Raw genomic sequence first — 13431 nt, 5'->3', positions numbered from 1 at the left:
AACGTCAACAAAGTGGAACAATCCGGCAGCCGGCGGGTTTGTACGATGAAGGGCGATCTGTTTCGGAGGAAGATTGCGATGAAACGCGTCCTTGCCCACCATGCGGTACGACTGATGCTCGGTGGCGCCTGTCTGCTGACGGTCGTCGAGATTCCCAACCCGATTGCGCCATTGTCGCTCGTGTCCGAGGCAAGGGCTGCCACCACCGTTTCGATCAGCACATTCTACGAAGACCTGTCTTCCTATGGTGATTGGGTCTCGTATCACGGAGCGACCGTTTTCGTGCCGGTTGATGTGCCTGACGATTGGCGTCCCTATACCGTTGGACACTGGGCCTATACCGAGCAGTATGGCTGGCTGTGGGTATCCGACGAGCCATTCGGCTGGGCGACGTACCATTACGGCCGGTGGGGCTATGCCGACGATATCGGCTGGTACTGGGTTCCGGGCACCCGTTGGGCGCCGGCATGGGTCAGTTGGCGTCGTGACAGGGAGCACATGATTTGGGCTCCGCTGCCGCCGCGCCGCGATCCGGATCTGATTTCAATCGAGGTGACCTTCGACACGACGCCGGATTATTACTGGGTTGTGGTCCCCACCCGCGAATTCCTTGCTGCGGACATTTCCACCGTCGTTATCCGTGATGAGCCCGAGTTTGTGCGCATCGTCGAGGCGGCCGAGCCGGCCGGCGACGTGACGATCCAGAACAATGTGGTGATCAACAAAGTCATCGATGTCGATGTGATCGAGAAGGAGACGAACCAGGAGGTGACTGCCGTCAAGGTCAGCAAGACCGACGCGCCCGAACAGGCCGGCAAATTGGAAAACGATACGGTCACGGTCTTTGAAGGTGAGGTGAAAGCCGATGCCGATGCCAAACCGGCTAAGCTCAAAGACATCGAAGAGGTGAAGCAGGTTCAGGCTGGCCGCAAATCGAAGCCGACCGAAGGCGCAGCAACGACCGAACAGGCCGAACCGGAAAAGACCGCCAAGCCTGAGAAGCCGACGACCGAGGAGCAGCCCGCCGCCGGGCAGCAGCAGGCCGAACCCGAGCAGGCAGCCAAGCCTGAGAAGTCGAAGGCCAAGGAGCAACCCGCCACGGAACAGCAGCAGGCTGAGCCCGAACAGACGGCCAAGCCTGAGAAGCAGAAGACCAAGAAGCAGCCCGCCGCGGAACAGCAGCAGGCCGAGCCGGAACAGGCGGCCAAGCCTGAGAAGCAGAAGACCAAGAAGCAGCCCGCCGCGGAACAGCAGCAGGCCGAGCCGGAGCAGGCGGCCAAGCCTGAGAAGCCGAAGACCAAGAAGCAGCCCGCCGCCGAGCAGCAGGCCGAGCCCGAGCAGGCGGCCAAGCCTGAAAAGCAGAAGGCCAAGGAGCAGCCCGCCGAGCAGCAGCAAGCCGAGCCGGAACAGGCGGCCAAGCCACAGAAGCAGAAAAACAAGGCGTGCGATCCGCAGACTGAGAGCTGCTAGCCGTACGGGTAGACTGCGGCACCGCGATTATTCGATCGCGGTGCTCGCTGAGCGACCATTCTCCCCTTGCCATCCCGACATCCTTCGTCCTAATCTACCCCTGAGAAAACCTTTTCCCAATCCGCCTCGCGCCCGCTGACCTCATCAACCAGCAAGCCGCCGGACCATAAGAGAAAAGCTTTTCTCAACCGGGAGGATCGATTCCAAATCATGGCGTCCGACGTCCAGCCAACGCCCGCCAAGCAGCCCGTCACCCTGCGTGAGGTGGCAGCCCTTGCTGGCGTCAGCGTCGCCACGGCCTCAAAGGCCCTCAACGGGCAGGGGCGGATGACGGCCGAGACGCGGACCCGGATTCGCGAGACGGCGCAGCGGCTTGGCTTTCGCCCGAACAGCCTGGCGCAGAGCCTGCTCAGGCGGCGCTCTTTTACCGTCGGGCTGTTGACCAACGACACCTATGGCCGCTTTTCGCTGCCGCTGATGGCCGGCGTTTCCGATGCGCTGGTCGATGCCGGCGTCTCGGTGTTCCTGTGCAATGTCGAGGACGACCCACGCCTTGCCCAGCTGCATGTCGATGCCATGCTCGACAAGCGCGTCGACGGCATCATCGCCACCGGCAAGCGCATCGATCGCCATCTTCCGGTCGACCTCGCCAATCTCGGCATTCCGGCGATCTACGCCTTCACCGAGCCCGATCCCAACGCCATCGCGTTTGTGTCGGACGATGCCGGCGGGGCGCGGCTGGCGGTCGAGCATTTTTGCCGGCTCGGACGACGGCGCATCGCCCATGTCAGCGGTCCCGCGAGCTTTGCCGTGGTGCATGCCCGGGCCGAAGCCTATCGCGAGGTGCTGGCCGAGAACGGCCTGCCGGTCTTGGAGCCGCTGCTCGGCCCATGGTCGGAAGCCTGGGGCCACGAGGCGGTCAGAAGACTGTTCGACGGCGAGGGTTTCGACGGTACGCGCGAAAAGCCCGATGCGGTGTTCTGCGGCAACGACCAGATCGCGCGCGGCGTCATCGACGCTTTGCGCGAGCGCGGTATCGGCGTGCCGGACGAGGTCGGCGTCATCGGTTTCGACAATTGGCAGATCGTCGCCGAGGCAACCCGCCCGCCGCTGACCTCGGTCGACATGAATCTCGCAGCACTTGGCCGCGAGGCCGGCCTTGCCTTGCTTTCGCTCGTCGGCGGCGAACCCGCTCTGCCGGGCATTAGAAAACTGCCGTGCCGGTTGGTGGTGCGTCAGTCATGCGGCCGTCCGCCGGACGGCTGAACGAAACGGGCCGTGTCGATAGTCACCCGCTTGGGGGCGCGGCTAAATTAAGACGCTAAATTAAAACCATGTGGAGGAGAAGCATGAGAACCACCATTACCGGGCTCGCCATCGCCGCGAGCATTTTGGGCACGCTGGCGACGGTCGGCTCGGCCGCCGCCGATACCGCCAACATCTGGGTTCGCGCCGACGGCTCGAACTTCATGCCGCGCATCGTCGATGCCTTCAACAAGGGGCATCAGAACCAGATCAAGCTGGACATCATCCCCAACGCCGAAATCATCCCGAAATACGGCGCTGCCGCCGCCGGCGGCACGGCGCCCGATGCGCTGTCGCTCGACCTGATCTACACGCCGTCCTTCGCCGCCGCCGGCCAGCTGGAGGACATCACCGACTGGGCGAAATCGCTGCCCTATTTCGCCAGCCTGTCGCCGGCGCATGTCAAGACCGGCACCTATAAGGGCCGCATCTACGGGCTGCCGTTCTCGGCCGATTCCTCGGTGCTGATCTGGAACAAGAAGCTGTTCAAGCAGGCCGGCCTCGATCCGGAAAAGGGCCCGACCAACTGGGCCGAAATCGAAGCCGACGCCGAAAAGGTCAACGCGCTCGGCGGCGACATCAAGGGCTTCTACTTCTCCGGCAATTGCGGCGGCTGCAACATCTTCACCTTCACGCCACTGATCTGGGCCTCGGGCGGCGATATCCTGACCGAGGACGGCTCCAAGGCGACGCTGGACACCCCGCAGATGCGCGGCGCCATCGACCTCTACCGTTCGATGGTCAAGAAAGACCTGGTGCCTTCAGGCGCGCAGACCGACACCGGCTCCAACTTCTTTGCCGCCTTCGCCACCGGCAATATCGGCATCTCGCCGTCCGGCGCCTTCGCCATCGGCGCGCTCAACACGCAATATCCCGATATCGACTACGGCATCACCTTCCTGCCCGGCAAGGACGGCGCCTGGTCGTCATTTGCCGGCGGCGATAATTTCGTCGTCACCAAGGGCACCACCAAGGTCGCGGTGGTGAAGGAGTTTCTCGACTTCGCCTATTCGCTCGAGGGCCAGACCATCCTGGCGAAATACGGCAGCCTGCCGGTGCGCGGCGACATCGCCAATGAGGCGCTGAAAGACCTCGACCCGCGCTACAAGGTCGCCGCCGAAGCCATGGCCAAGGGCCGCACGCCCTATTCGGTGGTGTTCAACGACCTGATCAACTCGGCCAACGGTCCGTGGAACCAGATGATGAACGAGGTCTTCTTCGGTGAAGACGTCGACGGCGCCATCGCCAACGCGCAGGAGACGATGCAGTCGATCATCGATTCGGCGCCGCAGAAGTAAAGCGCCCACCTCCCCCTCGAGGGGAGGTCGGACCGCAGGTCCGGGTGGGGTCATCGCGGCAGTGCTCGACATTTCTGTCGGCGCACTTCGCAGACGACCCCACCCCCGGCCTTCGGCCGGACCCTCCCCTCAAGGGGGAGGGGGACGCAGCGCTAACAGCAGGGCTATCGCGTTGAGAAAAGACCCCCTCATCCGGCCGCTTCGCGGCCACCTTCTCCCCGCTGGGGAGAAGAGGCTGGCGTCAACGCTGGCGACCTCCTCTCCCCTCGGGGAGAGGTCGGATTGCCCCGAATTGACCATACCCATTAGGTTGGCAATCGGGGGGTGGGGGTATTCTCCCGATGTGATTGCCCTTCAACCACCGAGCGGCCAGACATGACCACCATCACAGCAACCACCGCCACCCCGGCACGCGCATACAAACTGGTCGGCGCCGGCCGCCGGCAGTGGATCGGCCTGCTCTATGTCGCGCCGGCCGTTGCCCTTGTCGTCGTCTTCTTCATCGTGCCGCTTTGCATGACCGCCTGGATGTCGCTGCACAACTGGCCGCTGATGGGCGCGCATAGCTTCATCGGGCTCGACAATTATTGGGCGATACTGCGCGATACCCGTTTCTGGAACGCGCTGAAGTTCACCGGCTATTACACGGTGGTGGTGACGATCGCGATCTTTGCCGTCGCCTTTCCGCTGGCGCTGTTCATCGAAAGGCCGCGGCAGCTGACCGGCTTCTACCGGACGTCCTTCTTCATGCCGGCGGTCATCGGCTTCGCCTCGGCGAGCCTTTTGTGGTCGTGGCTGCTCAATGTCGATTCCGGCCTGTTCAGCCCGGCCGCTTTCGAGCTTGGCCTGACCGAAAAGAAATTCAATCTGCTGGCGACCTTCCAGCCGGCCTTCTGGTCGATCATCGCCATGGTGGTGTGGAAGGTGGCGGGCTTCACCATGATCATCCTGATGACCGGCCTGCAGTCGATCCCGCCGGATCTGCAGGAGGCGGCGATGATCGACGGGGCAGGGCCATTCGCGCGGTTTCGCGCCATCACCCTGCCGCTGATGCGCCGCACGCTGGCGCTGGCGCTGATCCTGTCGGTGGCCGGCTCGATCCTTGCCTTCGACCAGTTCTACATCATCCTGCGCGGCGGCCCGCGCAACCAGACGCTGACCGCCGTCTACTGGATCTTCAACCAGTCCTTCGTGTCGTTCAAGCTCGGCTACGGCGCGGCGCTTTCGATGGTCCTGCTGGTCATCCTGGTGGCGCTCAGCCTCATCCAGCTGCGGCTGCTGCGCCAGCCAGAGGGGGTCGACTGATGGCGCAGGCCCGCAGCCGCAAACGCCGGATAGGTATGCAGTTCGCAGAGCATGCGACCGGCATCATCGCATCCATTCTGTTCCTGGCACCGATCGCCTGGACGGTGCTTTCGGCCTTCAAGCCGGCGCAGGAGGCGCGCCAGCCGCCGCTGCCGCCCTGGCCGACGACGGGCTTTTCGCTAGAGAATTACGCCACGCTCAACACCTTCGGCGATGGCCTCTGGCTGCCGGCGCAAAACAGCATCTATGTCTCGGTCATGACGGTGGTGCTGTCGGTGATCGTCAGCGTGCTCGCCGGCTACGGTTTCTCGCGCTTCCGCTTTCCGCTGAAGAACCTGCTCTTCGTCGTCATCCTGTCGACGATCATGATCCCGTTCCAGTCGATCCTGACGCCGATCTTCCTGGTGCTGACAAAAATCGGCCTGCACAACACGCTGACCGGGCTGGTCTGCGTCTACGTCACGCTGCAGCTGCCGTTCTCAATCTTCATGATGCGCAACGCCTTCGACGCGGTGCCGCGCGAGATCGAGGAGGCCGCGCGCATGGACGGCGCCAACAATGTCACCATGCTGCTTAGGGTCATGCTGCCGCTGGTCTGGCCGGGCATCGTCACCATCGCGCTGTTTGCCTTCCTTGGCGCCTGGAACGAGTTTCTGGCGGCCCTCGTGCTGATGACCGACCAGTCCAAATTCACGCTGCCGATCATGATGACCGCACTGCAGTCCGGCCGCTTCGGCGCCATCGACTGGGGCGCCGTGCAGGCCGGCGTCACCGTGATGATGGTGCCGTGCCTGGTGCTCTTCCTGCTGCTGCAGCGCTTCTACATCCGCGGCCTGATGGCAGGGGCCGTCAAGTGACCAATCGAACCGAACCGGAGTAAATTGATGACCGCATCGCCATCCGCCAGTCAGGGCGCCAAGCCAAAACTCGCCTTCCGTCCGCTGCCGGTGCCGCAGGTCGACGTGCGCGGCTTCTGGGGCGACCGCGTCGATGCCGTCGCGAGCAAAACCGCCGGCATCCTCTACGATCGCTGCGTCGAGGCGCGCATGCTCGAGCAGATCGATCCGGACCGGCCGTCGCCCGGCGTCGTCATTCCATTCCATTCACCGTCGCCGGACGAGGCAGCCACCGCCGGCAACGAATTCACCGGATCGACGGTGACGACCCAGATGTTTTGGGACTCCGACTGGGGCAAGACCATCGAGACCGCCGCCTATTCGCTCTACCGCCGCCGCAACGAGGAGCTGGAGAAGAAGATCGACGCCGTCATCGACATGTATGGCAAGCTGCAGCAGCCCGACGGCTATCTGTCGAGCTGGTACCAGCGCATCCAGCCGGGCCTGCGCTGGACCAATCTGCGCGATTGCCACGAGCTCTATTGCGCCGGCCACCTGATCGAAGGCGCGGTCGCCTATTACCAGGCCACAGGCAAACGCAAGCTGCTCGATATCATGTGCCGCTACGCCGACCATATCGCAGAAACATTCGGTGCCGAGCCCGGCAAGAAGAAGGGCTATTGCGGCCACGAGGAGATCGAGCTGGCGCTGGTCAAGCTGGCGCGGGTGACGGGCGAGCGCAAATACATGGAGCTTGCCAAATACTTCATCGATCAGCGCGGCCAGCAGCCGCATTATTTCGACGAGGAGGCGCGCGCCCGCGGCGCCGACCCGAAGGCCTATCACTTCAAGACCTACGAATACAACCAGTCGCACAAGCCCGTTCGCGAGCAGGACAAGGTCGTCGGCCATGCGGTGCGGGCGATGTACCTCTATTCGGGCATGGCCGACATCGCCACCGAATATGGCGACGACACGCTGCGGGTGGCGCTCGACCGGCTGTGGGACGATCTCATGACCAAGAACCTTTACGTGACTGGCGGTCTCGGGCCATCGTCGCACAACGAGGGTTTTACCGCCGATTACGACCTGCCCAACGACACCGCCTATGCCGAGACCTGTGCTTCGGTCGGCCTAGTGTTCTGGGCAAGCCGCATGCTCGGCATGGGCCCAAATGCGCGCTACGCCGACATCATGGAGCGGGCGCTCTACAACGGCTCGATCTCGGGCCTGTCGCTCGACGGCTCGCTGTTCTTCTACGAAAATCCGCTCGAAAGCCGCGGCGCCCACCACCGCTGGAAATGGCACCGCTGCCCGTGCTGCCCGCCCAATGTCGGGCGCATGGTCGCCTCGATCGGCAGCTATTTCTATGGCCTGTCGGACACAGCACTTGCCGTCCACCTCTATGGAAACGGCACGGCTCGTTTCGATATCGCCGGGGCGCAGATAGAGCTCACCCAGACCAGCAATTATCCCTGGGACGGCGCGGTCTCGATCTCCGTCGAACCGGAAGCGCCGACCGAGTTCACCTTGCACCTGCGGCTGCCGGCCTGGTGCCGCAAGGCAACGCTCAAGGTCAACGGCGCCGATATCGATCTGGATGCTGTCACCAGTGACGGCTATGCCGCGATCCGCCGCGAATGGCGCAAGGGCGACCGCGTCGAGCTCGATCTCGAAATGGCCGTCGACCGCCTCTACGCCAACCCGCAGGTGCGGCAGGATATCGGCCGCGTCGCACTGGCGCGCGGACCGCTGATCTATTGCATCGAAGAGACCGACAATTCCAGCCAGCTGCACCGCATCGCTCTACCGCGAACGGCCGACATCGAGACACACAAGCAGCCGAACCTTCTGGGCGGCGTCGTGACACTTTCGGCTATTGCCAAGAAGGAGGCTTTCGAAAACTGGGAAGAGGGGCTCTACCGCACCGAACCGCCGGCGGTCGAGGAAGCGAAAGTCACCGCCGTGCCGTACTTCGCCTGGGACAACCGCGATCCCGGCGAGATGCTGGTCTGGCTCAGGGACGAATAAAGCCCGACGGCGGCGCCCGGCCGATCTCCTCGGCCACAAGTTCCTGCAGCTGCCAGAGATTGCGGTCGCGGATGCCGCAGGCGTCGAGATGGCGAATGGTCTCGAACAGATATTCGGCGCCCGAACCCCAATGGCCGACGGCCGTGGCCAGGGTCGCCGCTATCGCTCGCTTTTCGAGCTTGCCGGCATAGCGCGGATTGGCGGGATCGACAACGAAACCAAGCGCTTGGCCCATGCCGTCGCCCGTCCTGACCTGCAGCCAGCGCGGCACGTTGACGGCCGGCAGGATGGTCATCTCGCGGCGCAGCAGCGCTTCGAGATTAGCCGCCACTGGCTCGGCGATCTCGAACACCATCCCCTGGCATTGGCCGCCGCGGTCGAGCGCCATCATCAGGCCGGGCTGCTCCACCGTGCCCCTGAAGCGCTGCACCGTAAAACAGAACGAACGGTGCCAGCCCGTCGCTACGGCCCGTTCGCCACCCCTGACCTCGCCGGCCGGCTTCCATAGCAGCGAACCATAGGCGAACAGCTTCACCGGCCCGGCCGGCGCGCCGGCCAGCACCTCGTCGCGAATGCGCGCGTAATCGGCATCGGTCATGTAGACCATGCCCGGCGTCGGCCCGGCGTCCTCGACCGCCCGCAAGGTGCGGGCGACCAGCGCCTCGGTCAGCGCCATCGGTGACTTGCGCGGCGCCGACTGACGCCGCGATGCGGCGGAAATGACCTTGCTCATCCTCACACTCTCAGCTTTGCCGCCATGTTGCCGAAGGCTGGAGGATTCTCAAGGGCCGAGTACGCGGGCGCGGCATCAGGGTTCAAAACTGTCGTGTACAACAGCTTGACGGAATCGCACAAAATACGCGGCGGACTTTTGCGCGTCGAATTCCAGCCACGGCACCGCATCGCTCTGCCGCGAACGGCTGAGATCGAGGCACACAAGCAGCGAACCGTCTGGGCGGCGGCGTCACGCTTTCGGCGATTGCCAAAAGGAGACTTTCGAAAACTGGAAAGGGGCTCTACCGCACCGAACCGCCGGCGGTCGAGGAAGTGAAAGTCGGCGCCGTGCCGCATTTCGCCTGGCACAACCGCGACCCCGGCGAGATGCTGGTCTGGCTCAGAAGCGCCGGATAGCGGTATCGCCAATTTGAGCCGCGTGCACGCCTTGAATTCGCCGGGGCGCGCGTCATCTAGCTTTGAGTGGCGCCTGCCATTTGAACGGGTGGAGGCAGATTTTGGCGCTCGAAGCTGTCGCGCGTCCGAACGCCGGTGGCCGCTTTGTTGCGGTAGCCGTCGTCGCGGTGCCGTTGGCTTTCGTCGTCAGTGGGCTGGCCATTCGCTATGCCGCATTTGCTTCGGTTTCGGCAGAACCCGGCTTCGCGGCCTATGCCCAGGCGCTCTGCCGCTGGGATTGCGCGTGGTATGTCGGCATTTCCGAACACGGCTATGAGCGCTTTCCCATTCCAGGCCAGAGCAATGTCGGACGCTGGGGCTTCTTCCCGCTCTATCCGATGCTGGTGGCGGCAATCCGGTCTGTTTTCCGCTTTCCGACGATACTCGTCGCGTCGATCACATCGATTGCGTGCAGCTATGCCGCCTGTCTGGTGGCGTGGCCACTGCTCGAGAAGAACATGCGCGCTTATGTTCTGTATTGCGCCTTCCTGCTCAGCGGCCCGTTCTCCTATCACTTCACGACTTTCCTGACCGAACCTCTTTTCGTACTCCTGACTTCGTGCGTTTTTCTGGCGCTCAAACGCTCCAGCTATCTGGCTGCGGGACTGTCATCGGCTCTCCTGTCGGCAACCAGGCTCGTCGGGGTGCTCGTTGTATTCGCGACCGTCATTCAGATGTTCACGGATTACCGCGCAAAGGGCGGATCGACGCTGTCGTTCCCGCGTTGGCTGCTTGGCCGACCGGATCTGCTCGTCGCCATCTTCATCTCGCCAGCCGGCCTATTCGCCTACATCCTGTTTCTCTATCTGACCATCGGCGACGGCTTTGCCTTCCTGCACGTGCAGCGCGCGTTTGGACGGGTGCCGGGCAATCCGCTCGCCTTTATATGGGACGGGTTTTCGGCCGTTCCGACAACTGGATGGCTGCCCACGGCGCCGCAATGGAGCGCGCTCGCCGCACTCATCGGACTGGCGCTATCGGCGGTTCTGGCGGTTCGCAGGCAATATGGCGCCGCGTTGTTCTGCGCCTGCTGCATCATCCTGCCGCTGATCACGAACCTGGCCTCGATGGTCAGATACGTCGTTGGGCTTGCACCTCTGACAATATTGCTGGCCATGCTGTCGTCGGCGTCGAAGCTGACTTTTCTTGCGGCTCTGGCTCTCTTCCTGGGCGCCTGTTATTTCATGACCGTGGCATGGATCGGAGGCTATCTTGCCCTGGTCTGACATTTCGGGCCGGTATCTGCGCGGGGCCAGGCTTGCCAGCTACGCGCTGGCGGCGGTTCTGGCGGGAACGGAAATCGTCATTCTTGCGCTTGCTCTCAATCCGAATGTCAACGCCGATTATCGCGCCTATTACATTGACCGGACGACGACCTGCCTCAATCGCGATGCGGTCGGCAGCTATACCCTAGGCGAGACGGTGTCGTTCCGGTCCGACGGAGCCAAAAAGGCAGCCGGCATGAGGGTCTGCGGCTGGTCGGGACCCGTTGCCGACGGCACCCATTCCCTAGGCGAGACCTCGCGGCTTCGGCTGAAGATACCGCCGCTCCACGACAGTGTGACGGCCACGCTGCAAATGGCCGCCGCCATTCGCCCGCCGCAGGTCACGCAGCGGATTATTATTTCGGTGAATGGCGTTCGGGTGCATGCGGTGACGCTGTCCGGCAAAGAGCCGCGAACGGTCTCGTTCGTCATTCCAACGGCGGCCCTCGCCGAGGCCAGGATACTCGATGTCGCCTTCGACTACCTCGACGGCATTCCGCCAAGTTCGGCCGCCAGCAACATCTACAAGCGCGCCATCAAATTGTTGTCGTTCCGGCTCGATCCTGTTGAGCCGGGTTAGGGCGGGCGATCACGTTGCTGGCCGGGTCTTCGCTGCGCAAAAACCCACCGGTCGAGCATGAGAAGATTGACCGCTGGAACAAGCAAGCATGTAACCAGAATGGCGATGATCGGCGGCAGGCCGAGTTTGGCCGTCAAAACCGCCGGCGCCGCGTAGGCAACGGCGAACCCTGTCGCCGTCAGCAAGAAAAAACGCGGAGCTTCCGATCGATGCGATCCGCTCGACGCGAAAGTCACGAACTTATGCGCGAGATAAGAAAACAGGGCGGCTGCGGTGTAAGCCGCGAGCGAGGCACCGACCGGCGAGAGGCCGAACCGTTGCCATTTTACCAAAGCGGTGGCCATCACTGCATAAAGGATCGTTGCGGCGATGCCGACCGACCCGAAGCGCGCCAGCACCCTCAGCCCGGCGTCGCCGGTTGAACGGCGCTCAGACACGCGCACTACACGCATACTGCGCTCCAAGCGGCAAAGGCGCGAATACCCGCTCGACCCTTCTGGCCAAGGGCCTTGCCGATGGCAGCAGCAGGAAATGCTCGGAGCGGATGTCCCGGAAGCCTGTTTCCTGAAAAACGGACCTCGCTTTGGCGGCGTTGAGCAGAACCGCGTCGTGATCGAACGGACACCGGAACACAGCAAGGCGCGTCAGTGGATTGTAGGGATTGTGCTCGATAATGCAGGCGACGCCGCCCGGCCGTACGACGCGCCGCATTTCCAGGAAGAAATCGAGCCAGGAGGAGGGCGGAACGTGATGGACGACGCAACTGGCGAAAGCCAGATCGAACGTGCCGTCCTCGTAAGGCAGCCCCTGAGTGCTGCAGGTCTTGTAGGCCACACGCGGATTGTGTTGGCTGGCGTGCAAAATCGATTCTTGCGAGACATCGCAACCATCGACGCTGTCGAAAGCACCGTCGAGGTAGGGGTGGAGCGAACCGACGCCGCAGCCGACATCCAGCGCCCTTACAGCCGACCCACCCTGCCGAAGCTTTCGCTCGAAGACCAGACGCCGCAGCAGATCCGCCTTGGCGACAAGGAAGAAGTCGTGGCTGAGTCCGGAAAACCGGATGGACCCTTCGACCGCCTCGCCATAGTTGGATTTATAGCTGTCGAAGAGTTCGGCCATTGGCGGGGACTCCACTCCTGGGTTTGTGAAACGATCGGCGGCGCTCACCGGAGGCGGCACGCATCGACTCGTCGAAGCCGGTGAGCCGATCGATGACATAAAGCGGGCGGCGTTTCACCTCGGCGTGGATGCTGCCGACGTAGAGTCCGACCACGCCGGTCATGAAAAGGTTGATCCCGCACAGGAGCGACACGATCACCACCGTGGATGTCCACCCGGCAATGATCCCGGTTTCAAAAAACCAGGCAAAGATGGCGTAGGCGCCAAAGACCCCCGCAAGCGCGGAAATGACCAACCCGCCCCAGAGCGCCAGGCGCAACGGCTTCTCGGAGAAACTGACGATGCCGTGAACCGCAAGGTGCATCATCTTCCAGAACGGGTATTTGGTCTGGCCCAGGGTTCGTGCGTGGCGCTCAAATGGCACGGCCGTCTGCTTGAACCCCATCCAGCCGAACATGCCCCTGACGAAGCGGTCATGTTCGGGCATACGCTTGAAGGTTTCCAGCGCCTTGCGGCCGACTAGGCGGAAGTCGCCGACGTCGCGCGGAATATCGACCGACGTCATTTTCTCCAGCAGGCGATAGAAAAGACTTGCCGTAAAGCGCTTGAACCAGGATTCGCCCTCGCGCTTGACCCGGCGGGCGTAGACGATCTCGAAACCTTCCTTCCACTTAGCCACCAGATCGAGAACGACTTCCGGCGGATCCTGCAGGTCCGCATCCATGACGATGACGGCATCGCCCGCAGCGGCGTCCATGCCGGCGGTAATCGCCACCTGGTGGCCGAAATTGCGGGAAAATTCGATCAGCCGAAAGCGCGGCTCGGCGGCGACCACTTTTTGAAGGTATTCGACGCTTCCATCGCGGCTTCCGTCATCGACGAAGATGGCCTCCGTTTCGCCGTCCAGCCGGCCGATAAGCGAACTGATCCGCTCGATCAGCCGAGGCAGCACCTGTTCTTCATTGTATACGGGCAGGACCAGCGAGTAGCGCGGCGGTGACCTGTTCACCGTTATTCCCGGGCCTTGGACCACAGACTCTCGCATGCGG

At 63.0% G+C, this 13431-nt stretch carries 13 protein-coding genes; 9 read left to right on the top strand and 4 right to left on the bottom strand.

The features are described from left to right. Positions 1 to 78: 78 nt before the first annotated feature. The 6 genes from NKH63_RS09870 to NKH63_RS09845 all read left to right on the top strand — a co-directional run bounded on the left by NKH63_RS09870 (position 79) and on the right by NKH63_RS09845 (position 8245). Positions 79 to 1470: a DUF6600 domain-containing protein gene (locus NKH63_RS09870; RefSeq protein ID WP_352481300.1), complete on the top strand. Its 1392-nt coding sequence runs from the start codon at positions 79 to 81 to the stop codon at positions 1468 to 1470. A gap of 210 nt (positions 1471 to 1680) precedes the next feature. Next, positions 1681 to 2736 (top strand): LacI family DNA-binding transcriptional regulator, encoded by a 1056-nt coding sequence (locus tag NKH63_RS09865; protein WP_352481299.1) that lies wholly within the window; start codon positions 1681 to 1683, stop codon positions 2734 to 2736. Positions 2737 to 2819: 83 nt separating this feature from the next. Next, positions 2820 to 4073, top strand: a complete 1254-nt coding sequence (locus NKH63_RS09860; RefSeq protein WP_352481298.1) for an ABC transporter substrate-binding protein — start codon at positions 2820 to 2822, stop codon at positions 4071 to 4073. 375 nt (positions 4074 to 4448) lie between these two features. Then, positions 4449 to 5378 (top strand): carbohydrate ABC transporter permease, encoded by a 930-nt coding sequence (locus NKH63_RS09855; RefSeq protein WP_352481297.1) that lies wholly within the window; start codon positions 4449 to 4451, stop codon positions 5376 to 5378. Then, positions 5378 to 6235 carry a carbohydrate ABC transporter permease gene (locus NKH63_RS09850; protein ID WP_352481296.1) on the top strand — a complete coding sequence of 286 codons (858 nt, stop codon included), beginning with the start codon at positions 5378 to 5380 and terminating at the stop codon, positions 6233 to 6235. The genes NKH63_RS09855 and NKH63_RS09850 overlap by 1 nt, the downstream gene beginning before the upstream one ends. Positions 6236 to 6262: 27 nt before the next feature. Next, complete coding sequence (locus tag NKH63_RS09845) at positions 6263 to 8245, top strand: glycoside hydrolase family 127 protein (protein WP_352481295.1); 1983 nt, start codon at positions 6263 to 6265, stop codon at positions 8243 to 8245. Here NKH63_RS09845 and NKH63_RS09840 read toward each other — a convergent pair. After that, positions 8232 to 8978, bottom strand: coding sequence for a gamma-glutamylcyclotransferase (locus NKH63_RS09840; protein WP_352481294.1), 747 nt, complete (start codon positions 8976 to 8978; stop codon positions 8232 to 8234). The two genes, NKH63_RS09845 and NKH63_RS09840, sit on opposite strands and share 14 nt — an antisense overlap. 314 nt (positions 8979 to 9292) lie before the next feature. Between NKH63_RS09840 and NKH63_RS09835 the strand changes: the two genes are divergently transcribed. The 3 genes from NKH63_RS09835 to NKH63_RS09825 all read left to right on the top strand — a co-directional run bounded on the left by NKH63_RS09835 (position 9293) and on the right by NKH63_RS09825 (position 11260). Then, positions 9293 to 9376 carry a hypothetical protein gene (locus tag NKH63_RS09835; protein WP_352481318.1) on the top strand — a complete coding sequence of 28 codons (84 nt, stop codon included), beginning with the start codon at positions 9293 to 9295 and terminating at the stop codon, positions 9374 to 9376. A gap of 101 nt (positions 9377 to 9477) precedes the next feature. Then, positions 9478 to 10641, top strand: a complete 1164-nt coding sequence (locus tag NKH63_RS09830; RefSeq protein WP_023717154.1) for a putative hexosyltransferase — start codon at positions 9478 to 9480, stop codon at positions 10639 to 10641. Next, positions 10628 to 11260 (top strand): hypothetical protein, encoded by a 633-nt coding sequence (locus NKH63_RS09825; RefSeq protein ID WP_023717155.1) that lies wholly within the window; start codon positions 10628 to 10630, stop codon positions 11258 to 11260. Before NKH63_RS09830 ends, NKH63_RS09825 begins: the two co-directional genes overlap by 14 nt. Here the strand turns inward: NKH63_RS09825 and NKH63_RS09820 are convergent. From NKH63_RS09820 to NKH63_RS09810, 3 genes are read right to left on the bottom strand one after another with little or no spacing between them, the layout of a single operon-like run. Beyond that, positions 11257 to 11712, bottom strand: a complete 456-nt coding sequence (locus NKH63_RS09820; RefSeq protein WP_352481293.1) for a GtrA family protein — start codon at positions 11710 to 11712, stop codon at positions 11257 to 11259. The genes NKH63_RS09825 and NKH63_RS09820 overlap by 4 nt on opposite strands. After that, positions 11690 to 12382 carry a class I SAM-dependent methyltransferase gene (locus tag NKH63_RS09815; protein ID WP_352481292.1) on the bottom strand — a complete coding sequence of 231 codons (693 nt, stop codon included), beginning with the start codon at positions 12380 to 12382 and terminating at the stop codon, positions 11690 to 11692. Before NKH63_RS09815 ends, NKH63_RS09820 begins: the two co-directional genes overlap by 23 nt. Then, positions 12357 to 13427, bottom strand: coding sequence for a glycosyltransferase family 2 protein (locus NKH63_RS09810; protein ID WP_156948034.1), 1071 nt, complete (start codon positions 13425 to 13427; stop codon positions 12357 to 12359). Before NKH63_RS09810 ends, NKH63_RS09815 begins: the two co-directional genes overlap by 26 nt. Positions 13428 to 13431: the final 4 nt, after the last annotated feature.

The sequence above is a fragment of the Mesorhizobium sp. M0960 genome (assembly GCF_040319055.1).
Classification (GTDB): Bacteria; Pseudomonadota; Alphaproteobacteria; order Rhizobiales; family Rhizobiaceae; genus Mesorhizobium.
The sequence above is the reverse complement of the archived record's forward strand: the minus strand, read 5'-3'. Positions and strand labels throughout refer to the sequence as shown.